The sequence below is a fragment of the Pseudomonas sp. PA-1-6B genome, from assembly GCF_021609545.1.
Lineage (GTDB): Bacteria > Pseudomonadota > Gammaproteobacteria > Pseudomonadales > Pseudomonadaceae > Aquipseudomonas > Aquipseudomonas fluorescens_BV.
In genome coordinates this window covers 22,834-43,048 of the sequence record NZ_WJZM01000018.1, presented here as the reverse complement: position 1 = coordinate 43,048, position 20,215 = coordinate 22,834, and the positions used below count along the sequence as shown (strand labels likewise).

Genomic DNA, 20,215 nt, shown 5'->3' with positions numbered 1-20,215 from the left:
GAGCAGTACACGGATGAGCAAGGCAGTGAAGTTAGCGCTGACGCTGGCAGCAATTGCGGCGGTAGCCGGGTGCCAGACGGCGCCCCAGCCCCTGTATCAATGGGAGAGCTACCAGCCGCAGGTTTACGAGTACTTCAAGGGCGAGCCCAAGGAAGCACAGGTGGAAGCACTGGAGCGCGACCTGCAGAAGATCAACGCCAGTGGCCGCAAGGCACCGCCGGGCTACCACGCGCACCTAGGCATGCTGTACATGAACATGGGCAAGGATGACCAGATGGTGCAGGAGTTTCGCACCGAGAAGGCCCTGTTCCCTGAGTCTGCTGCGTACATGGACTTTCTGCTGAAAAACGCCAAAGCCGGAGTCGCCACCAAATGAGCCTGTTAAAACTCACCGGCGCCTTGCTGGCCCTGGCGTTGCTCGGCGGTTGCGCCGCGCCCAAGACGGTCGATTATTCGGCGTACAAACAGGCACGGCCCAAGTCGATCCTGGTACTGCCGCCGATCAATGAATCGCCGGAAGTGCAGGCGTCCTACAGCCTGGTGTCGCAAGTCACCTACCCGCTGGCCGAAGCCGGCTACTACGTGTTGCCGATTGCCCTGGTGGACGAAACCTTCCGCCAGAACGGCCTCACCACCGCCAACGATATCCAGGCCGTACAACCGGCCAAGCTGCATGACATCTTTGGTGCGGACGCGGCGCTGTACATCACCATCAGCGAGTACGGCACCCAGTACATGCTGATCTCCAGCGACACCTCGGTGACGGCCTCGGCCAAACTGGTGGACCTGCGCACCGGCACCACCCTGTGGACCGGTTCGGCGCGGGCGTCGAGCGAGGAGGGCAACAACAACGGTGGCGGCCTGGTGGGCATGCTGATCACGGCGGCGGTCAAGCAGGTGATCAACAGCTCCACCGATGCGGCACACCCGATTGCCGGTATCACCAGTGCGCGGTTGCTGTCGGCAGGGCAACGCACCGGTATCTTGTACGGCCCGCGTAACCCCAAGTACGGCACGGACTAAGAGAACACCGCCATTCAACTGTGGGAGCTGGCTTGCCTGCGATGACATCGACTCGGTTTGCCTGATGTACCGAGGTGTCTGCATCGCAGGCAAGCCAGCTCCCACACTGATAGGGGTGAATTTCAAGGGTTTAACCCGAACCTCACGCACCTCGCGTCTGACCTTGTGAACGGCTCATTCATTCGCGAGGTTCAGCCCCATGTCCCGCCCTCTGCTTTATCTGCGTCCCGCTGCCCAAGGCTTCACCGTTACCCTGCTGGTAGCGCTGGCCGGGTGTGGGCTGTCTTCCTCTCCCGAGGTGGCCAAACCCGCACAACCCATCGCCGAGTTGCACAGCGCGCCGGTTGAGGGCGCGATGGCCAAACGCATGGTCATGCCGGCACCGATCATGGTGCGTGAAATGGCGATGATGAATGACCGCAGCGAACCCCGCGAGCAGTACGCCAACCTGCCCGACAACCCCGTGCATCGCGTCGCCGAAACCCCGGTCTCCACCTTCAGCGTGGATGTCGACACGGGCAGCTACGCCAACGTACGGCGCTTCCTCAACCAAGGCCGCCTGCCGCCCGAAGGCGCGGTGCGGTTGGAGGAGATGGTCAACTACTTCCCCTACCACTATGCACTGCCCACTGACGGCTCACCCTTTGGCGTCACCACCGAAGTGGCCGCCACACCGTGGAACCCGCGCACAAAACTGCTGCGCATCGGTATCAAGGCCTCCGATAAAGCCGTGGCAGAATTGGCGCCCGCCAACCTGGTGTTCCTGGTGGACGTGTCCGGCTCCATGGACCGCCGCGAAGGCTTGCCGTTGGTCAAAAGCACGCTGAAATTACTGGTGGACCAACTGCGCGATCAGGACCGCGTGTCACTGGTGATCTACGCCGGTGAGTCCCGCGTGGTGCTCAAGCCGACTTCAGGTCGCGATAAAACCAAGATCCGCAACGCCATCGACCAACTCACCGCCGGTGGCTCCACCGCAGGCGCGTCCGGCATCGAACTGGCCTACCAGATGGCCCGCGAAGGCTTTATCGACCAGGGCATCAACCGCATCCTGCTGGCCACCGACGGCGACTTCAACGTGGGCATCAGCGACTTCGACAGCCTCAAGCAAATGGCCGTGGCCCAGCGCAAAAGCGGCGTATCCCTGACTACCCTCGGTTTTGGCGTGGATAACTACAACGAACACCTGATGGAACAACTGGCCGACGCGGGCGACGGCAACTACGCCTACATCGACAACCTGCGCGAAGCGCGCAAGGTGCTGGTGGAGCAACTCAGTTCCACCCTGGCCGTGGTGGCGCGGGATGTGAAGCTGCAGGTGGAATTCAACCCGGCGCAGGTCAGCGAATACCGCCTGCTGGGCTATGAAAACCGCGCCCTGAAGCGTGAGGATTTCAACAACGACAAAGTCGATGCCGGTGAGATTGGCGCAGGGCACACAGTGACGGCGTTGTATGAAATCGTGCCCAAGGGCGAGAAGGGCTGGTTGGAGCCTTTGCGATACGCCGCCGCGCCTGCGACCGAGGGCAAATCCGATGAGCTGGCGATGCTTCGGGTGCGCTACAAACCCGCTGCGGGCGGTAACAGTCAGTTGATCGAACGCCCCATCGCCAACCAAACCACCCCGGCCAGCGATGATCTGCGCTTCGCGTCTGCCGTGGCCGCCTTCGCCCAACAGCTCAAGGGCGATGGCCGCTACACTGGCACCATGAGTGTGCAAGACACCGCCAAACTGGCGCGCTCTGCCCGCGGCGCTGACCCGTTCGGGCTGCGCAACGAGTTCGTGCAACTGGTGGAATTGGCCCAAAGCCTCAAACCCTGATCTCCACCACAACAATGAACCAATGTGGGAGCTGGCTTGCCTGCGATGCAGACAACTCGGTCCATCAGGCACACCGAGTGGATGCCATCGCGAGCAAGCCCGCTCCCACACTTAACCCTGCTTCGGCTGACAAAAAGGAGTTCGCCCACTACATGGCCGTTCCAGACGACTCACCCAGCGACGAATCGCTGCTGGCCCGCTACCGAACCGGTGACGCGGGCGCCTTCGAAGCCTTGTACAGCCGCCACCGCCAGGGCCTGTACCGCTTCCTCGTGTCCCTGTGCAACAAAGCCGAACTGGCCGAAGAAATCTACCAGGACACCTGGCTCAGCCTGATCCGCAGCACCACCCAGCCACAAGGCCGGGCGAGTTTTCGTACCTGGTTGTTCCAGATCGCCCGCAACCGCCTGATCGACCATTGGCGCAAGCACGGCATCCACAACCCCCTGCACGACAGCTACGATGAACAGCTGCACGCCCAGGCCGACGACAGCGCCGGCCCCGAGCAGCAACTGACCCTCAGCCGCGACCAGGCGCGCCTCGACGTGGCCCTGCAAGCGTTGCCCGAAGACCAGCGCGAAGTGTTTCTGCTGCGCCTGCACGGCGAGCTCGAAGTACCGCAAATCGCCACCCTCACCGGCGCCCCGCTGGAAACCGTAAAAAGCCGCCTGCGCTACGCCCTGCAAAAATTGCGGCGCCTGCTGGCCGAGGAGGTACCCGTATGACTGACTCCCGACACACCCCAGACGACGCGCTGCTCCAGCACTTTCGTCAACACAGCACGGGCGAACCGCCCGCGTCCCTCGACGCCTTCATCCTCAACGCCGCCCGCCACGAAGCGCCGCAGCCGCAACCCAGCCTGTGGCAACGCTGGCTGCAAGCCTGCCAACGCCCGCGCTGGCAAATGGCATTTGCCACCGTCGCCGGGTTGGCACTGATGATCGGCGTGGTCATGCGCTCCCCCGTGCCGCAACCCGAAATCTCCACCGCGACATTCTCTGCGCTGCACCACGAAGAAGCCGCCCAGCCAGCGCCGCAAGCCTTCTCCGCACCCGCGCCCATGGCCCGGATGGCGATAGCGCCCCGAGTTGAAAGTGCGCCTGCTCAAGCCGAAAGCGCAGTGGCGGATCAGCCAGCGCTGAAACTCAGCAAACGGGCGCTGCCGACGTTGGAAGAGGGTCTGCAGGAAATTGTGAACCTGCGCCGAGCGGGTGAAACCAGGGCCGCGGATGAAAAACTGCTGGCGCTGTACCAACGCTTTCCCGAGGAGGACTTGCCGGCGAGGCTAGAGGCGTTGCAACAGCATTGAACCTGTCGCCAAGAACCAGCCCCAGGCCTGTCGACCTGGGGCTTTTTATTACAACCCGCCGTAGGCCCGGGACCAGGCCACCGTGTCCGTGAGGGTCTGCTCCAGCACACGAAAGCTCAGCCCCAGTTCTTCTTCACTTTTACGGTGGTCAAAGCGGGTACGGTGCTCCTCGCGAATCAACAGCCGCAACGTCGCCATGCTCAGCAAGATGGGCTTTCCAGTCAGGTAAGCGTAGGCCTCTTGCACTGCGGCCAACAGGTAGAGCGCGGGCAGCGGCAGTTGACGGGAGGGCACCTTGACCCCGGCAATACGCCCCAGCGCCGGAATCAGCTGGCGCATGGTCAAGTTGCGACCGGCCGCGAGATAACGTTCGCCCCGTCGCCCGCTTTGGGCGGCGGCGATGTGCGCCCAGGCCACATCGCGGGCATCGACCAGAGAAAAGCTGCCAGGAATCAGCCCCGGCAACTTGCCGTTGATGACGTCCCTGACCAATTGCCCCGAAGACGTCGGCCCACGGTCGCCCGGCCCCCACATCCAACCGGGCAAGACCATGCAGGCGTGCATCTGCGGATGGCTTTCAAGAAACCTCAACACCTCCCGCTCAGCCAGGATCTTGCTGCGGTAGTAGTCATCCGCATCGGCTTCGGCCCGCAGGCACGTCTCGTCGATCGGCGTACCGGGGGCACCGTCGAGCACGGCAATCGACGAGGTATGCACAAACCGTCGCACACCGGCGTCATACGCCTGTTGCAGCAGGGCTCGCGTACCGACGACATTGATCTTTTCCAACTCCTCCCAATGGCTGCCGCCCTTGTAGTTATCCCGAAAAAACGCCGCGCAGTGAAACACCGTATCGCAGCCTTGCAACGCCGCCGAGAAGGCGTCCACATCAGCCATGTCCCCCACCACCAACTCCACGCCCGGCAAATCGCCGAACTGCTGCGCGCCCTTGGCCGCCGAACGGACCAGCGCCTTCACCGCATAACCCCGTGCGACCAGCTCCCGTACCAGGTTATTGCCCAGCAAGCCGGTGGCACCGGTCACAAAGGTGCTGCGCAAGCGATTGGGGTTCGTGTTCATACAGGCCATTCCATTTGTTGAGAAGGCCAGTAGATATACCCGCGAGCCCGCGCCGTAAAAACAGCGCCTACGGCATAATGGCTTTGCACATCTGCACACCAGGGAAGCGCGGAGATATGGCATTGCAGGCAAATTGGGACGATCTTCGACTGCTGCTGGCAGTCTCACGGCGCGGCAGCTTTTTACAGGCAGGCCAATTACTCGGTATCGCGGCCTCTACCGTCTCCCGCCGCCTCACCCAACTGGAAACCGCCCTGGGCGAACCACTGGTGGAACGCGGCGTGGAAGGCTGCCGGCTCACCTCCCGTGGCCAAGCCCTGGTGGACGTCGCCCTGGCGGCCGAATCCGGCCTGCGACGCCAGGCCCCCGTCGACGGCGTGCCAGCAACCCTCAGCGGCACCGTGCTGGTGAGCGCCGGCGAAGGCTTCTCTGCCAGCGTGCTCGAGGCCGCCAGCCGCTTCACAGCACAGCACCCAGGCTGCTCCGTAGAGCTGCAGGTCACCACCGACTTCCACAAAATCGTACGAGGCGTAGCCGACATCGCCATACGCACCGCACACCTGGGCGAACCTTCCCTGATCTACCGAGGGCTCGGCAAACTCGCTTACGGGGTCTTCGCAACTGCGGAATACCTGCAACGATTTCCGGCGCTAACTCCCGCCACTGCCGCCAGTATCGCCTTGCTGCCACCGCTGGACCTGCTACCGCAAATGCGCGCCGCGAAAGCTGCCGGGCTGGACCATGCGCCAATCAGGGTGAGTTCGTTTGCGGTGCAGCTTGGATCGGTGAAGCGCGGGATGGGTGTGGCGGTGCTGCCGCGTATTTTGGCGACGGGGTTGAGTGAGGTTTTTCCGGAGATGGAACTGCCGGGGATGGAGGTTTATCTGGTGACCCGGCCGCAGGCGTTGAAGCAGGGGCATATTCAGGGGTTTTTTGGGGTGTTGGAGGGGGTGTTGCGCGACGAAATATCTAGCCTGGATAAGCAGCATTCCGGGAATTCATCAAGGCCTACTAATACTCAACCCATCGGGATGTAGGCGCTTAGCCACTCGTAGCAACATTGAGTTGCGCGTGCAAGTGGCTCACAAAAAAGCCCCGGGTCTTAAGACCTCGGGTGTTTCATTCATATCTGGGTCCGCACTTCTGCGGCGATGGTGCTGGCGTCTTTTGACATTTCCAACACACCAATGCGTTGTTGCCATTCCTCGAATTTGACAGGTAGAAAGGACGCATTTGTAATGCGCAGCTTCGGTGATATACCTCTAAGGCATCAACTGCATCTCCGACAAACCGTATTCCCCCAACGAATACAGCAACGTCCCATACCCCAGCTGGACGTCGCCAACCCTGTCAGCACCATAATCCCCGCCACCACCTTCCACTTGGACGTTATTGGCCATGGCCTGCACATTCGGTGCGCGGAGGCCCTTTCGCACGGCGTAGTGGTTGTAGAGCAGTTCCCATATCGGACGGGTTTCGCCGCGATGATCGGCCGAGATGACGGTCTGTTTGAAGCTGCTGTTGGGGATGGGGGTAAACGGCACCTCCTGGCCAAGGTTGTACTTGGCCACATACTCGGCGCCCTGCAGCACGCGGTTGTTCTGGTAGCCGAACAGGTCGTTGCCCTGGCTCCAGGCCATTTGGCAGAAACTGCCGAGCAGGGCTATGTCGAGCATGGCGTGTGACTGATCACGTCCGCTTTCCTGGACTTGACCAAGGCCATCGCCGTAGAGCTTCCACACCGCGTGGGCGATGGCGCCGTTACCGGTGCCGTGCTTGAAGTAGTCGACGGCCTCGTTGTAGAGATCGCGGCGGTCGGTCAGTACGCCGATGGCCAGCATCGAGTTCATGTTGGCTAGGTCCCAGCTGGCCCCATGATGATCAGGCCGGGCGCCGTCGTGGTTCACCAGGAAGTCATGATTGATGGGGTAGAACACAGTGAGCATCATGCCTTGAAAACGCTGGAAATCTTCCGCCCGCCACTTTGGGTAGCTGCGCAGCAGTTCGGCCGCGTTGGCCAGTTGGTAGCCGTACAAGCCTGGCACCAAAGCTCTGCCGGGCTTGTCTTTGATCGCGGTGAGGGTCAAGGCCCACTGGTTCAAAATACTCACGGCCTTGTCGGCATACGCCGGGTTGTTGGAGATCTGCCAGCGCAGGGCCAGTGCATACGCGGCGGCTGCGTCGTTGAACAGAACACTGTCGTTATTCGGGCCGCCTGAAGTGCGGTACACCACCGGCACCGGGTTGGGCTGCCAGTCTAATGAGGCATGGGGGTTGGCGATCAGCTTCTGCCAGCCGGCCAGCCACGGCTGGTTATAGTTGGCCAGCTTCTCGCGTATCCGCGTGAAGTCCTCCCGGGTGTGGAGCAGGCCAGGATGCACGAACGCTTCGGTAGGCAGGGTGGGGGACGCTTGACTGCCGATACTCATCAATAGCGCATAGAGCAGCACGGCTCTTTTGGACAGGTACTTCAAACGGATCATCGTGTGTACGCCCTGATGGGGAGAACCTTGCGGTCTGAAAAGCCATTCGCACAGGACCGGAATCTGCCCCAGGGATAGTCCAGATGAAGCCTGCATACCCGGGGCTTGTTGTCAGAACGTGTAGTTGATTGCAAACAGGCCCAAGCCTGCGGTTTCGCGCCTTACCAGTGGGCTGTCGCTGGCTTGGTCGGCGTATTGAGTCAGCGTCAGGCTGGCCAGCGTTGACCAGTGCGCGTCGAAGGTGTGCTGCCAGTTCAAGGCAGCGGAGTAGGCATAGATCCCGGCGTCGGCGGTGTACTTGCTGTAGATCGAGCGTTGGCTCTGGGCCTGGGTGACGCCGAAGAACGTCTGGTTGTAGCGGCTATCGCCGGCATGGGCGTCGATGGCCAGGGCCAGGGTGTCGCGGCTTGTGTGCAACAGGATGCCTTCCAGGCCAAAGCGGTAGCGGTTGCCACGGTGCTCACCGGCCATGCGGATGTCGGCTTCACCGTTGATCGACAGCCAGTCAAGCAGTTGTTGGCTGAGGGTAAAGTTGGCGACGGTTGCGCCGTTGATATCGCCCATTCCTCTTAGCTCGTCGCCGCCCGCGCCGGTGGTGCTGTCCTTCTCCTTGCGGCCCATGTCGTAATTGATCGCCGCGCTGGCGCCGAAGCCACTGTCGGATTGAAATTGCAGGCCCACGCCGCGAGTGGTGTCGGCGAACAACGCTCCGTGCTGGATGCTGAGCATCGGCAGTACGAGCGGACGGTAGCGGTCAGCACCCATGTAGCGAGGTGTGACACCCATGCCAAGGCCCAGGGTAACAGTGGTTTCATCGGCTGCCGGGCTAGCGTCGGCCGCCTGAACCTGGGGCACGAGTGCGCAGCACAGCAGCGTGGCGGCGCCCAACAGGACGTTGCGAGTAGGGGGAGTGGTGAAGTTCATGGTCAAGCCCTTTGAGCGTAAAGAAGACAGCAGTGCGCCCGCCAACGCGCGATACCGCGCCGCCCTCGGATCTAGCTGTTCAGGCGCGTTGATAGGCTTGGACAGCGAGGCGGTGGTCGGCATAGGATCGGCTCGCGAAAGCGGGCGTAGGGCAATACTGGCAGCGCACTTTCAATAAACCGTTCGTAAATTATCAAGGTTTCATCAAGAGGCTTCTTTGTGTCAGGAAAACGTATCCTCATCGTCGAAGACGACGCCGACAGCGCCAACATTCTCGAAGCCTACTTGCTCCGGGATGGCTATGAGGTGGCCCTGGCCGAAGACGGCCAGCGCGGTCTGGACCTGTACAAAAGCTGGCAGCCCGACCTGATCCTGCTCGACGTGATGCTGCCGCGCTTGAGTGGTACCGAGGTCTTGTCCGCAGTGCGCCGCAGCAGTGACACGCCGGTGATCATGGTCACGGCCATGGGCGACGAACCGGAAAAGCTCGGCGCCTTGCGTTATGGTGCCGACGACTACGTGGTCAAGCCTTACAGCCCGCGCGAAGTGGTGGCGCGGGTGCACGCGGTGTTGCGGCGCACTACCGGCAACCAACCGGTAGAACATCTACTGCGCCATGAAAACCTGCGGGTGGATCTTGTCGCCTTTACCGCGGCCATCGAGCAAGGCGATGCACCACCGCACTGGCTGGACCTGACCCCAACGGAATTCAAGCTGCTGGTGACGTTGCTCAAGACGCCGTCCAAGGCCTTCACTCGCGATGAGTTGCTGGAAATCTGCCTGCCGGAAAGCGAAGCCCTGGCCCGCGTCGTCGACACCCATGTGCACAACCTGCGCCGCAAGCTGGAAACCCATGGCATCACCGGCGTACTGGTCACGGTGCGCTCCATCGGCTATCGGTTCAGGTAAGCCAGATGCTCAAGCAATCGCGGGTCAACGACAAACCGATGTGGCGCTGGATCGGCCTGCGCATGAGCCTGCTGGCGATCGGCGCGGTGGTGGTGATCGCGGTGTGCATGTGGATCAACGTCACACTGTCGGATTGGTATTTTGTGCAGCGCCTTCCGCCGGGGCCGCGCCATGAACTGCTGGCGCTGCGTGCCGAGCCAGGGCTCAATGAGCCACGCTTGCGTCAATTGGTTGCCCAGTACTATCCGATCGAATATTTCCAGCCGACTATCGACAATCGTGATTGGCTGATACTGATGGGTCTGGTGCTGGCCGCCATCCCCATCATCATTGCTTGCGGCCTGTGGTTTTCGCGCCCTTTATCCAGCCAGTTCTCGGCGATTGCCCAGGGCGCCCGGCGAGTCGCCGGCGGTGATTTCCTCACGCGCCTGCCTGTGCACCGCCACGCTCCCGACGAGCTGCAACGGCTGGTCAGCGACTTCAACAGCATGACCACGCAACTGGAGCGCTATGAGCGCGATGTGCGTGAATCCAGCGCGGTCATTGCCCACGAATTGCGCACGCCATTGAACGCCGCCATGGGGCGCGTGCAGGGGATGCTCGATGAGGTATTCCCCAGCGATGCCATGCAGTTGGGCATGGTCAAGCGTCAGCTCGATCAACTCAGAAAGCTGGTGGATGACTTGCACCTGTTGTCGATGGCTCGTGCTGGCCGGCTGGTGCTGGAGCGCAGCGAGTTTTCTCTGGCAGCTCTGGTGGCGGAGCGGTTGGCGTGGTTCCAGCCGCAGTTGGATGAAGCTTGCGTGCTAACGCAGGTCAGTATTGCTGATGGGCTTCGTATGCATGCCGATCGTGATCGCCTGGGCCAGGTGATCAACATTCTGGTCGATAACTTGCTGCGTTATGCGGCCGGGGGAGGCGAGTTGAATATAACGGCGCGCCGGGTTCACGGTTCGGTGGTGATTGAAGTCGGTGACCGAGGGCCAGGTATCGAAGCGCAGCATCTGGACAGCGTGTTCGACCGCTTCTGGCGTGCAGAGCGCTCCAGGGCACGTTACTCGGGGGGGAGCGGGCTAGGCTTGTCCATCGCCCGTGCGATCTGCCAGGCCCATGGCGGTACCATTACTGCCCGCAATCTGGCCGAAGGGGGTACGCTGATCAGGGCGGAGGTTCCTGTGTAGGCGTTTCTTCCTTGATTGAAACCGGCGCTCAAGGCGGTGAAATCGTAATGATCGTAGCGCTGGAAAACTGCTTGGGAAAAAGGGAGGGGAAAAGGGGATTTATTTTCACCTCTACTATCCCGACGCGACTCAACACTCTCTCACCACCCACCAAACCAAAAACAAAAAAGCCCCAGATCTCCCGACCTGAGGCTTTTTCATTTCATATCTGGTGCCCCGGCGTCGTTTGAACTGGTTGGTTTCATGCCCTATTTATATGGGGTTGGTGGGGCTCGTTTCTGTTGGGCATACACGTGGGCATACACGATGATGACTGCTATCGTTATTTTTCAAACATCCCGCAAGCGCAAAGAGGTTTTTAAATGAGTGGTCGCTTGACCGCATTGAGCCCCTACCGGCTAAACCTTGCGAAGCTGGAGGATTCGCTTTAACTCACTTTGTAGAAGAATCAAACCATGTCTTGTCAGCTCATCATTTGAGTCTAATAGACCAGTTTCCCTCATGTCTTGGACTGCATTAAGTGCAATATGGGGCCTATTTTCTGCGAAAAGTCGTCTAATCTGAGAGGAAGAAATATGTGAATCAACTTTGTCCAGCGGAATACTTCTTGCCATTTGTCGGGCTACGTACTGAGCGACTTCTTCACGTATTGGCAAGGTCGAGCCGCTTGATTGACGACTAGCATGCATCCGTCGCAGCTCCATACGTGCTTGCTCTAGCTCTTCATTCTTCTGTTCCAAATTTGCGAATAATGCTTGCTTCTCATGTTCAGCAAGCTTCGCTCTACCTGCAAGATCCTCCAAAAGCGCTCTCTGTTCTGCTTCCTTAAGCCTAATTTCTTCTTCTTCGGCCTTAACATCTGAGGGTGTTGCACCATAGTGCGGCAGTTTGTCGAGGCGATCTCGCATTCCGGAGTAGCCTTCATCGAGATGTCGAAGCCTCTCGCCGAACCCTGCTTCAATACGCCCAAGAATCTCCGACATGTCCTTTGTGAATTTGTATGTGTTGTCGTAGAACTGATTGCTTGCTTCATTCGCCTTAAAGTAAAAGGCAACGGAAAGGGCGACTGAAAAGAGGGCAAGAACGAGAGCTAAAAAATCGTTAAAAGAGAAACTCGCTAAATCAATTTTGACGTCTGCGTTGAGAAGCTTCAAAGCAACCACGGCCAGTAACGCTACCAGCAGCAAGTCGCGCAAGAACGGCAACGAGAGGAAACCCGGCCTCGTAATGGACTCTTTTGGAAGGGACACTGTTCGTCTCCGTACGAATATCAACCTAAAATAGGCGAGCGACCTAAGCGTGCCGCTTAGCTCCGTTTACATTTTGCAATGACACATTACGGAGTCATCAGCATTGTGTCCATTGTGGGCTGGGCTGCCTGGACCTACGGCGACTTAGGTTAAGAACCGTCTACCAATCTCCAATGTCTAGAGCCTGTAGTTTGACAATGGTCTGGGGCCCCTGAGGCTTTTCTATCAACACGGGGTCGGAAACCCGCGACATCGTTGTAGCGGCAGTCGTACCAGCTTACTGAAATTTCAACGTTGAAATTGAAAGGATCTTGAAGAAAAAAGGCCATCGTTACCTTGCTGGTAAAGATGCCCTTTTGTGTTGCTGATAACGCACGCATGGCGTTCGTCAACCGAGTCAACTCTGACCAAAAAGGGGACAGATTTATTTTCAAACCCTCGTGAAGCCGCGTAAGGAGGGAAACACCTCTTCGACAAATGAGACGTTGCTAGTGCTGCATAAGCGCTTTCCGAACTAGGTTTTATCAGCGCGCTTTGAGGTGTTGCATAAGCACTGAATCACCACCCACAAAAAAGCCCCAGATCTCTCAACCTGAGGCTTTTCCATTCCACATCTGGTGCACCCGGCGGGATTCGAACCCACGACCCCTGCCTTCGGAGGGCAGTACTCTATCCAGCTGAGCTACGGATGCTTGTGCGGGCGACATCATACCCATGTCGACCTGATGCGTCCATTCCGGCATTCCCCCCCGCCCCCTGTCGTCCATTTCCGACAAAAAATGGCTAATCGCCACCTTCATTCACAACTCCCCGCGCCGCACGTCCCTTTGTTTGCTTTGCTCTTGTGGCTTTAACCCCGCTTCCACGCCGCAATTCCTCAGGTGAACGCATGCATTCCAAAGGAACCGTGATGCTCGATCTCCCGCTCAGACAAACCCTGCTGGCTCGCTCCGATTTGTTTCGAGGTATGCCGGAGCATCTCTTGCGCTACGTTGCCACCCATATGGTGGAGCGCACGCTGGATGATCGTGAGCTGTTGTATTTCAAGGACGACACCCTCGAATTCATCGCGTTGGTGGTGGAGGGCCGGATTTATTCGGTGGTGCATGGGCCGGATGGGCGCGAGCAGATTATCGGCAGCACTGGGGCCGGGCAGGTGGTGGGGGAGACGGCGTTGATCAAGGATCATGGGCGCGAGTCTTCTACCTTTGCCAGTGGCCCCACGCGGTTGTTGCAGTTGGGCAGTCGGCATTTTGCGGTGTTGTTTGAGGAGCCGGCGTTTCTGCGGCGTTTGTTGATGCTGATGATGCTGCGTTTGTTGCAGGCCATCGAGTTGCTGGAGTTGGTGTGCCTGCATCGGTTGGAGTCGCGGTTGGCGCGGTTTTTGTTGGCCAACCTGGGAGAGATCGACCTGGCGTTGGCCTTGCCCAGTGTGTCGTTGCCCGCAAGCCAAGGGGTGTTGGCGTCGATGCTGAATACCAGCCGGCCCAAGCTGAATGTGCAGCTGCAAGTGTGGCGGCGCAGTGGCGTGATCAGCGGCGATCTGGAGCGCATGGTGATCAACGATGTCGAGCATTTGCGGCGCAAGGCTTTTGCGCTGAATTAGTTGTGGCGGTGTTCCCCAGGTAACAGCGTGCCCCCGTCGTGCCCTCGCAGACTGGCCCTTCATCAAGGATGCACAGGAGTGCTGGCGATGGGGATGACTGTTCAGTTCAAGGATCAATGGGCCGCCGATGACCGTTTGTTCGAAGCGAGTTGGCGCGCTGTGCACGGCGAGCTCAGGCGCCGGGCGTTGCGGCGGGCCAAGGGCAATCTGGATCAGGGCCAGGAGTGGTTGTCGGCCACGGCGATCAAGGCCCTGTTGTTTTTTCGGCGTTCGCCGGAGCGCATTCGCGACCCGGAGGGGTTTCTGTTTCTGGTCCTCGACCATGTGTTTCTCGACAGCTTGCGGCGCAGCAAGCGCGAGGGGCGGTTGTTCGATGATTCGGTGGACCTTGAACACGATCACCTGGCCGCGCTCGCCGCGCCCTGCGCCTCGGTGCTGGAGCGGGTGGAATGCTATGAGCGCCTGGAGCAGATCGAGGCGCACGTCGCACGGTTACCGCTGTTGCAGCAGCGCTTGTTCGAGATGCGTTTTGTCGATGACCTGCCTTACCCGCAAATCGCCGCCGAGCTGCACGTGAAGCTGCCGCTGGTGCGCAAGCGTGTGCAACTGCTGCGCAGTGCTTTGCGCTGAAGGCGATTCACAGACGTTGGCGTGGGGCGTTCTAGTGGTATGAGCGCAGCACGCCGCCGCTATCCACACCCAAACCTGGGTGAATGCCATCAAGGAGAGATGTATGACAGAGGTCAACAGCCAGATCACCGACGCGGTCACGCAAACCAACGTCAAGGTGGTGGCCGAGGCGCCGGCCCAGGCCATCGCGTCGCTGTACCAGGTGGCCAGCAGCGCGGCGGGCTTGTCGTTGCAGAACGCGGTCAACAGCCAGCAGGCGATGAATCAGATTTCCAACGCGGTGATCTCCAAGGCCGTGGCGCTGATCATGCAGATTGGCGAGAAGGGCTGAGCCCTCGGGAGATTGATTATGTCGTGGTTCAGCAGAAAGAAACCCGCCGCCTCCCAAGCAACGCCCGCCGCCGACCCACCTGCGCCGGCGCCCGCTGCAGCGGCCTCGCGCTCGATCATGGCGCGCATGAACGAGCACCTGCTCAACCAGGTGAGCACGCCGTCGCCCGACAGCACGGCGGCGCTCAATAGCCAGATCGTGCAGGCGGTGCAGTTCACCAACGCGCAGAACTTTGCCTATGCGCCGGCGCAGATCGCGGTGCCGGCCGACATGATGATCAGCCAGGCGGCCGGGCTGGTGGCGCAAGCGGCGGCGGGGTACTTCGACGGGGTCAGCAAGATCGCCCTGGCGGCCCAGGCCGTGCTGCTCCAGCAAATGACCGAGAACATCGTCAAGGACAACCTGCCGGCCGCTGCCGAAGACGCCTTGGGCGCCTTGGCCACCGACCTGCTGGTGGGCGCCGCTGCCGCCGTGGCTGCCGCTGCCGGTGCGATGGAGGCCGAAGCTGCCAGCGTGGCAATCGACAAGATCGACCAGAGCATCGCCAAGTACGCCGACACCTTGGCCAACCGGGCCGCGCCAACGGCCTGAACCGAGCACAGCGCTTCGGCGTTCTGCTGGGGCGGTGCAACAGCAACTTGAAAGCAACTTTTCTTGAATGAGGAGCGACATCATGGACGTTGGAGATCTTATTTTTTCGGTGAAGCAAGAAGATGACAGTACGACGCGGGCTTTCATCAAAGCCGGTCAGTTGGTCAAAGCCAAGGTGTTCTCACAGGACACGACGTATTTGAATGTGGTCCACCCGGCAATTGCGGTGAGCAAGACCATGGTGATCGAAAGCGTCGGCACTGGCCTGGCGTTGACTGACGTGAGCCTGGAAAAACCCCCTCGTACCGCCATGGTGTTTTCCTGCCGTGACACTGAGCTGGGGTTTGCGGCGGCGCTGGCGGCCAAGCAGTTCTATTTCGACAAGCTCGGCGATGAAATCGACGGCAGTTATAGCGCGTGGAACGCGATGCTTTCTGCATTCAAGAACTGGAAGGCCAACGACACCCTGCAGGCTCGGATCAATGAGTCGATAGCGATAGGCAGCGGTTCCTTTTGCTCACAATTCGCGGCCAACGCTTATGAGGTCGGCAACCTCTACAACGCGGCCAATCTGGTTCCGCCACCGCCGGCCATCTTCAATCGGCAACCCTCAGCGATGACACCGGCAGAGCTCGCGACGTTCTGTGCTGCGTCGCCGCGTTTTTTCTTTGCCGGTTTCTGGGAAGACGGCAGAGAGGTGCGGCTTTAGCGGCCCTTTTGCAGGCGACGTAAAGCCCAAGGAGATCGACATGGCACCCCCTTCCACACCCTCGGTCCTGTCCACCGACGACCGCCAACGGCTCGAAGCGATGCTGCGCAACCCGCAGATTTTCGCCGGAACGCCCCAGGCCATCGTCGACGAAACCCTCAAGCGCGCTACCGAAGTGCTTGCGCAATCGAAGGCCAACGAACAAGCGCTCAAGACCGCTGCCCTGCAACGTGAAGCGGCGCTGCGCCAGGTGTTGGACGGCGCAGCTCCCGACCAGGACGCGCAACGCAAGGAAGTGCAGGCACTGATCCAAGGGTTGATCGCCCAGATTGAAGCGGCGCTGGGCCCCACTGCAAAACCTTGACCCCGCGTTTCACAGCGTCTGTTTCGCAACGTTCATTGATGAACACGGAATGCACCGTGTACTAAATAAGGAAATTGATCATGCCATTAGTCAACGAGCAAATTACCGACGCGGTCACCCAGACCAACGTCAAAGTGGTGGCCGAATCGCCTGCGATGGCGATGAGCACTATCTATCAATCCATGGCGCAGGCCACGGCGATTCTGTTCCAGAACGCGGTGTCGGCCCAGCAGCAGCAAAACACCCTGGCCCAGGCGGCCACCAACCAGGGCGTGATGCAGATCTACAGCGTCGATACCACCGCAGGTGCGGCGGCTACCGAGAAAGTCGCCCAGGGCGGCGTGTCGGATAACCTCACCAGCCTGTTGACCGTGCTCAAGTCGTTCCAGCCTTAAGCACTGAGCAATAACGGATGTTGTTCTTTCTCAACCCAGGAGTTTCAACCATGAGTACAGTCAGCCCGCAAATCACCGATGCCGTCACTCAGACCAACGTCAAGGTGGTTGCCGAATCACCCGCGATGGCCATGAGCACCATCTACCAGTCCATGGGCCAGGCCACGGCCATTCTGTTCCAGAACTCGGTCTCGGCCCAACAGCAACAAAACACCCTGGCTCAGGCGGCCACCAACCAGGGCGTGATGCAGATCTACAGCGTCGACACCACCGCTGGCGCCGCCGCCACCGAAAAAGTTGCCCAGGGCGGCGTGGCCGACAACTTGACCAGCCTGTTGGCCGTGCTCAAGTCGTTCCAACCTTAAGCTGCGAGGTCCCCGACAGCCCCGGCGCCCACAAGGCTCCGGGGCTGTTGTCGTGTGTGCGTTTGATCCGAAAGATGAGCCGGATGCGCCATATTCGTTCTTTTTTTCGAACATCCTATTGCCCTGTACCCCCATTGATCCTAGGATTCGTTTGAGATTTCAAACGCTCTGTCTCCCGTGCGCTCTTTCATTTCTTCTGCGCGCTGGGGCTGATTTCCCTGACGGCAGCCCACAAGGCGCCTTTCAACAACTCTAATTCGCTCCGCGTGCGCGCGGTGCTGTTAAGGAAAGCCGACATGCAGCTTAAAGACACCCAGTTGTTCCGCCAGCAAGCCTTTATCGATGGCGCTTGGGTCGATGCGGACAATGGTCAAACCATCAAGGTCAACAACCCGGCCACGGGCGAGATTCTCGGCACCGTGCCAAAGATGGGCGCCGCGGAAACCCGCCGCGCCATCGAAGCCGCCGACAAGGCGCTGCCGGCCTGGCGTGCACTCACCGCCAAGGAGCGCGCCAACAAGCTGCGCCGCTGGTTCGAACTGCTGATCGAAAACCAGGACGACCTCGGCCGCCTGATGACCCTCGAACAAGGCAAGCCGCTGGCCGAAGCCAAGGGCGAAATCGTCTACGCTGCCTCCTTTATCGAGTGGTTCGCCGAAGAAGCCAAGCGCATCTATGGCGACGTGATCCCCGGCCACCAGCCCGACAAGCGCCTGATCGTGATCAAGCAGCCTATCGGCGTGACCGCAGCCATCACCCCGTGGAACTTCCCTGCGGCGATGATCACCCGCAAGGCGGGCCCGGCCCTGGCCGCCGGTTGCACCATGGTGATCAAGCCGGCCTCGCAAACCCCGTTCTCGGCCCTGGCCCTGGTTGAGCTGGCGCACCGTGCCGGTATCCCCAAAGGCGTGCTCAGTGTGGTCACCGGCAGTGCCGGCGACATCGGCGGCGAGCTGACCAGCAACCCGATCGTGCGTAAATTGTCCTTCACCGGCTCGACCGAAATTGGTCGCCAACTGATGGCCGAATGCGCCAAGGACATCAAGAAAGTCTCCCTGGAGCTGGGCGGTAACGCACCGTTCATCGTGTTCGACGACGCTGACCTGGATAAGGCCGTCGAAGGCGCGATCATCTCCAAGTACCGCAACAACGGCCAGACCTGCGTCTGCGCCAACCGCCTGTACATCCAGGATTCGGTATACGACGCCTTCGCTGAAAAGCTCAAGGTGGCGGTGACCAAATTGAAGATCGGTAACGGTCTGGAAGACGGCACCACCACCGGCCCGCTGATCGACGAAAAAGCCGTCGCCAAGGTGCAGGAACATATCGCGGATGCCCTGAGCAAAGGCGCCAAGCTGTTGGCCGGTGGCAAGGTCATGGAAGGCAACTTCTTCGAACCGACCATCCTGGTCGACGTGCCGAAAAACGCCGCCGTGGCCAAGGAAGAAACCTTCGGCCCGCTGGCGCCACTGTTCCGCTTCAAAGACGAAGCCGAAGTGATCGCCATGTCCAACGACACCGAGTTCGGCCTGGCCTCCTACTTCTATGCCCGCGACCTGGGCCGAGTGTTCCGTGTGGCCGAGGCCCTGGAATACGGTATGGTCGGCGTCAACACCGGGTTGATCTCCAACGAAGTGGCGCCGTTCGGCGGCATCAAGGCCTCGGGCCTGGGCCGTGAAGGCTCCAAGTACGGGATCGAGGATTACCTGGAAATCAAATACCTCTGCCTGGGTATCTAAGGCACGGGATTGCAGTAAACGCAGAGGGCACGAGAGCGCTGCCCCTTTGCGTGTTTCACATGGTTATTCGCAGTGGCCGGGAAAGCTGTGGCAGTCGATCATCGCATGCTGCCGTAGTTGCCTCCCCGCCACCTATCCTTGAGCCACGCCGCCCGATGAGCGGCGAATGAGGACTTTATGAGCAAGACCAACGCTTCCCTGATGAAACGCCGCGAAGCCGCTGTACCGCGCGGTGTTGGCCAGATTCACCCGATCTTCGCCGACTCCGCGAAGAACGCCACCGTGACCGACGTTGAAGGTCGCGAGTTCATCGACTTCGCCGGCGGTATCGCCGTGCTGAACACCGGCCACGTACACCCGAAAATCATCGCGGCCGTGACCGAGCAACTCAACAAGCTGACCCACACCTGCTTCCAGGTATTGGCCTACGAGCCCTACGTAGAAGTGTGTGAGAAAGTCGCCGCCAAGGTGCCAGGTGATTTCGCCAAGAAAACCCTGTTGGTCACCACCGGTTCCGAAGCGGTAGAAAACGCCGTGAAAATCGCCCGCGCCGCCACGGGCCGTGCCGGTGTGATTGCCTTCACCGGCGCTTACCACGGCCGCACCATGATGACCCTGGGCCTCACCGGTAAGGTCGTGCCTTACTCGGCCGGCATGGGCCTGATGCCAGGCGGCGTGTTCCGTGCGCTGTACCCCAACGAACTGCACGGTGTGAGCGTCGACGACTCCATCGCCAGCATCGAGCGTATCTTCAAGAACGATGCCGAGCCGCGTGATATCGCCGCCATCATCATCGAGCCGGTGCAGGGCGAGGGCGGTTTCTACGTCGCGCCAAAAGCCTTCATGAAGCGCCTGCGCGAACTGTGCGACAAGCACGGCATCCTGCTGATCGCCGACGAAGTGCAAACCGGTGCCGGCCGTACCGGTACTTTCTTCGCCATGGAACAGATGGGCGTTGCCGCCGACCTGACCACCTTCGCCAAATCCATCGCGGGCGGCTTCCCGCTGGCCGGTGTGTGCGGCAAGGCCGAGTACATGGACGCCATCGCCCCAGGCGGCCTGGGCGGCACCTATGCCGGTAGCCCGATTGCCTGCGCAGCAGCCCTGGCGGTGATGGAAGTGTTCGAAGAAGAGCACCTGCTGGACCGCTGCAAGGCCGTGGGCGAGCGCCTGGTGACCGGCCTCAAGGCCATCCAGGCCAAGTACCCGGTGATCGGCGAAGTGCGTGCCTTGGGCGCGATGATCGCGGTCGAGCTGTTTGAAGACGGCGACACCCACAAGCCAAACGCTGCCGCCGTTGCCTCCGTGGTAGCCAAGGCACGTGACAAGGGCCTGATCCTGCTGTCCTGCGGTACCTACGGCAACGTGTTGCGCGTACTGGTGCCGCTCACCTCGCCGGACGAGCAGTTGGACAAAGGCCTGGCGATCATCGAAGAGTGCTTCTCCGAACTCTGACACGCCCCTGTAGGAGCGAGCTTGCTCGCGAAAAACCCCCAGGCACCGC

General features: G+C 60.3%; 22 protein-coding genes and 1 tRNA gene. 18 read left to right on the top strand and 5 right to left on the bottom strand.

Annotated features, from left to right (window positions below):
- Positions 1-13 precede the first annotated feature (13 nt).
- The 5 genes from GIV35_RS11290 to GIV35_RS11270 all read left to right on the top strand — a co-directional run bounded on the left by GIV35_RS11290 (position 14) and on the right by GIV35_RS11270 (position 4,154).
- Entirely contained in the window at positions 14-376 is a 363-nt protein-coding gene (locus GIV35_RS11290; protein ID WP_223023330.1) for a DUF4810 domain-containing protein, read from the top strand.
- Complete coding sequence (locus tag GIV35_RS11285; RefSeq protein WP_005783625.1) at positions 373-1,023, top strand: DUF799 domain-containing protein; 651 nt, start codon at positions 373-375, stop codon at positions 1,021-1,023. The genes GIV35_RS11290 and GIV35_RS11285 overlap by 4 nt, the downstream gene beginning before the upstream one ends.
- Before the next feature lie 199 nt (positions 1,024-1,222).
- Positions 1,223-2,845, top strand: coding sequence for a vWA domain-containing protein (locus tag GIV35_RS11280; RefSeq protein ID WP_236264262.1), 1,623 nt, complete (start codon positions 1,223-1,225; stop codon positions 2,843-2,845).
- A 152-nt stretch (positions 2,846-2,997) separates the two neighbouring features.
- Positions 2,998-3,570 carry an RNA polymerase sigma factor gene (locus tag GIV35_RS11275; RefSeq protein ID WP_236264261.1) on the top strand — a complete coding sequence of 191 codons (573 nt, stop codon included), beginning with the start codon at positions 2,998-3,000 and terminating at the stop codon, positions 3,568-3,570.
- Positions 3,567-4,154: a hypothetical protein gene (locus GIV35_RS11270; RefSeq protein ID WP_236485868.1), complete on the top strand. Its 588-nt coding sequence runs from the start codon at positions 3,567-3,569 to the stop codon at positions 4,152-4,154. Before GIV35_RS11275 ends, GIV35_RS11270 begins: the two co-directional genes overlap by 4 nt.
- Positions 4,155-4,202: 48 nt before the next feature.
- Here the strand turns inward: GIV35_RS11270 and GIV35_RS11265 are convergent, their stop codons facing one another.
- Positions 4,203-5,234, bottom strand: coding sequence for an SDR family oxidoreductase (locus tag GIV35_RS11265; protein WP_236264257.1), 1,032 nt, complete (start codon positions 5,232-5,234; stop codon positions 4,203-4,205).
- 116 nt (positions 5,235-5,350) lie between these two features.
- Between GIV35_RS11265 and GIV35_RS11260 the strand changes: the two genes are divergently transcribed.
- On the top strand, positions 5,351-6,271 hold the full coding sequence (locus GIV35_RS11260; RefSeq protein WP_236264255.1) for a LysR family transcriptional regulator: 921 nt from the start codon (positions 5,351-5,353) through the stop codon (positions 6,269-6,271).
- A 225-nt stretch (positions 6,272-6,496) separates the two neighbouring features.
- On the opposite strand, the gene GIV35_RS11255 is transcribed toward GIV35_RS11260, so the two are convergent.
- Positions 6,497-7,717 (bottom strand): alginate lyase family protein, encoded by a 1,221-nt coding sequence (locus tag GIV35_RS11255; RefSeq protein ID WP_202690915.1) that lies wholly within the window; start codon positions 7,715-7,717, stop codon positions 6,497-6,499.
- A gap of 111 nt (positions 7,718-7,828) precedes the next feature.
- Entirely contained in the window at positions 7,829-8,641 is an 813-nt protein-coding gene (locus GIV35_RS11250; RefSeq protein WP_202691061.1) for a MipA/OmpV family protein, read from the bottom strand.
- Between the two features lie 219 nt (positions 8,642-8,860).
- On the opposite strand from GIV35_RS11250, the gene GIV35_RS11245 reads away from it, so the two are divergent.
- Both GIV35_RS11245 and GIV35_RS11240 read left to right on the top strand, forming a co-directional pair.
- Positions 8,861-9,550, top strand: a complete 690-nt coding sequence (locus tag GIV35_RS11245) for a response regulator (RefSeq protein WP_198762837.1) — start codon at positions 8,861-8,863, stop codon at positions 9,548-9,550.
- Positions 9,551-9,555: 5 nt separating this feature from the next.
- Positions 9,556-10,731: a sensor histidine kinase gene (locus GIV35_RS11240; RefSeq protein WP_202690916.1), complete on the top strand. Its 1,176-nt coding sequence runs from the start codon at positions 9,556-9,558 to the stop codon at positions 10,729-10,731.
- 398 nt (positions 10,732-11,129) lie between these two features.
- Here GIV35_RS11240 and GIV35_RS11235 read toward each other — a convergent pair whose 3' ends face one another.
- Both GIV35_RS11235 and GIV35_RS11230 read right to left on the bottom strand, forming a co-directional pair.
- Complete coding sequence (locus tag GIV35_RS11235) at positions 11,130-11,981, bottom strand: hypothetical protein (protein WP_202690917.1); 852 nt, start codon at positions 11,979-11,981, stop codon at positions 11,130-11,132.
- Between the two features lie 615 nt (positions 11,982-12,596).
- Positions 12,597-12,673: transfer RNA gene (locus GIV35_RS11230), tRNA-Arg, on the bottom strand.
- A 197-nt stretch (positions 12,674-12,870) separates the two neighbouring features.
- Here GIV35_RS11230 and GIV35_RS11225 point away from each other — a divergent pair.
- From GIV35_RS11225 to gabT, 10 genes are all read left to right on the top strand, one after another.
- A complete protein-coding gene (locus GIV35_RS11225; RefSeq protein WP_236264253.1) occupies positions 12,871-13,587 on the top strand; it encodes a Crp/Fnr family transcriptional regulator in 717 nt (238 codons plus the stop codon).
- 87 nt (positions 13,588-13,674) lie between these two features.
- The gene (locus GIV35_RS11220; protein ID WP_198844487.1) at positions 13,675-14,217 is read left to right on the top strand and encodes an RNA polymerase sigma factor; all 543 of its coding nucleotides are present in this window, start codon (positions 13,675-13,677) and stop codon (positions 14,215-14,217) included.
- A gap of 103 nt (positions 14,218-14,320) precedes the next feature.
- Complete coding sequence (locus GIV35_RS11215) at positions 14,321-14,548, top strand: RebB family R body protein (RefSeq protein ID WP_003187543.1); 228 nt, start codon at positions 14,321-14,323, stop codon at positions 14,546-14,548.
- Positions 14,549-14,566: 18 nt separating this feature from the next.
- A complete protein-coding gene (locus GIV35_RS11210) occupies positions 14,567-15,139 on the top strand; it encodes a hypothetical protein (RefSeq protein ID WP_236264252.1) in 573 nt (190 codons plus the stop codon).
- A 67-nt stretch (positions 15,140-15,206) separates the two neighbouring features.
- Positions 15,207-15,848, top strand: coding sequence for a hypothetical protein (locus GIV35_RS11205; protein ID WP_229999321.1), 642 nt, complete (start codon positions 15,207-15,209; stop codon positions 15,846-15,848).
- A gap of 40 nt (positions 15,849-15,888) precedes the next feature.
- Positions 15,889-16,212 (top strand): hypothetical protein, encoded by a 324-nt coding sequence (locus tag GIV35_RS11200; protein ID WP_105225366.1) that lies wholly within the window; start codon positions 15,889-15,891, stop codon positions 16,210-16,212.
- An 80-nt stretch (positions 16,213-16,292) separates the two neighbouring features.
- The gene (locus tag GIV35_RS11195) at positions 16,293-16,607 is read left to right on the top strand and encodes a RebB family R body protein (protein ID WP_003187550.1); all 315 of its coding nucleotides are present in this window, start codon (positions 16,293-16,295) and stop codon (positions 16,605-16,607) included.
- 50 nt (positions 16,608-16,657) lie between these two features.
- Positions 16,658-16,972: a RebB family R body protein gene (locus tag GIV35_RS11190; RefSeq protein WP_003187551.1), complete on the top strand. Its 315-nt coding sequence runs from the start codon at positions 16,658-16,660 to the stop codon at positions 16,970-16,972.
- 296 nt (positions 16,973-17,268) lie between these two features.
- Positions 17,269-18,711 (top strand): NADP-dependent succinate-semialdehyde dehydrogenase, encoded by a 1,443-nt coding sequence (gabD, locus tag GIV35_RS11185; protein ID WP_003187552.1) that lies wholly within the window; start codon positions 17,269-17,271, stop codon positions 18,709-18,711.
- Positions 18,712-18,888: 177 nt separating this feature from the next.
- Positions 18,889-20,166: a 4-aminobutyrate--2-oxoglutarate transaminase gene (gabT, locus tag GIV35_RS11180; protein ID WP_014716416.1), complete on the top strand. Its 1,278-nt coding sequence runs from the start codon at positions 18,889-18,891 to the stop codon at positions 20,164-20,166.
- Positions 20,167-20,215: the final 49 nt, after the last annotated feature.

Coding starts and splice junctions, on each gene's coding strand:
- GIV35_RS11280 (WP_236264262.1), top strand. CDS start 1,223: ATGTCCCGCCCTCTGCTTTATCTGCGTCCCGCTGCCCAAGGCTTCACC.
- GIV35_RS11290 (WP_223023330.1), top strand. CDS start 14: ATGAGCAAGGCAGTGAAGTTAGCGCTGACGCTGGCAGCAATTGCGGCG.
- GIV35_RS11220 (WP_198844487.1), top strand. CDS start 13,675: ATGGGGATGACTGTTCAGTTCAAGGATCAATGGGCCGCCGATGACCGT.
- GIV35_RS11260 (WP_236264255.1), top strand. CDS start 5,351: ATGGCATTGCAGGCAAATTGGGACGATCTTCGACTGCTGCTGGCAGTC.
- GIV35_RS11285 (WP_005783625.1), top strand. CDS start 373: ATGAGCCTGTTAAAACTCACCGGCGCCTTGCTGGCCCTGGCGTTGCTC.
- gabD (WP_003187552.1), top strand. CDS start 17,269: ATGCAGCTTAAAGACACCCAGTTGTTCCGCCAGCAAGCCTTTATCGAT.
- GIV35_RS11190 (WP_003187551.1), top strand. CDS start 16,658: ATGAGTACAGTCAGCCCGCAAATCACCGATGCCGTCACTCAGACCAAC.
- GIV35_RS11225 (WP_236264253.1), top strand. CDS start 12,871: ATGCATTCCAAAGGAACCGTGATGCTCGATCTCCCGCTCAGACAAACC.
- GIV35_RS11210 (WP_236264252.1), top strand. CDS start 14,567: ATGTCGTGGTTCAGCAGAAAGAAACCCGCCGCCTCCCAAGCAACGCCC.
- GIV35_RS11270 (WP_236485868.1), top strand. CDS start 3,567: ATGACTGACTCCCGACACACCCCAGACGACGCGCTGCTCCAGCACTTT.
- gabT (WP_014716416.1), top strand. CDS start 18,889: ATGAGCAAGACCAACGCTTCCCTGATGAAACGCCGCGAAGCCGCTGTA.
- GIV35_RS11255 (WP_202690915.1), bottom strand. CDS start 7,717: ATGATCCGTTTGAAGTACCTGTCCAAAAGAGCCGTGCTGCTCTATGCG.
- GIV35_RS11215 (WP_003187543.1), top strand. CDS start 14,321: ATGACAGAGGTCAACAGCCAGATCACCGACGCGGTCACGCAAACCAAC.
- GIV35_RS11265 (WP_236264257.1), bottom strand. CDS start 5,234: ATGAACACGAACCCCAATCGCTTGCGCAGCACCTTTGTGACCGGTGCC.
- GIV35_RS11275 (WP_236264261.1), top strand. CDS start 2,998: ATGGCCGTTCCAGACGACTCACCCAGCGACGAATCGCTGCTGGCCCGC.
- GIV35_RS11205 (WP_229999321.1), top strand. CDS start 15,207: ATGAGGAGCGACATCATGGACGTTGGAGATCTTATTTTTTCGGTGAAG.
- GIV35_RS11240 (WP_202690916.1), top strand. CDS start 9,556: ATGCTCAAGCAATCGCGGGTCAACGACAAACCGATGTGGCGCTGGATC.
- GIV35_RS11250 (WP_202691061.1), bottom strand. CDS start 8,641: ATGAACTTCACCACTCCCCCTACTCGCAACGTCCTGTTGGGCGCCGCC.
- GIV35_RS11200 (WP_105225366.1), top strand. CDS start 15,889: ATGGCACCCCCTTCCACACCCTCGGTCCTGTCCACCGACGACCGCCAA.
- GIV35_RS11195 (WP_003187550.1), top strand. CDS start 16,293: ATGCCATTAGTCAACGAGCAAATTACCGACGCGGTCACCCAGACCAAC.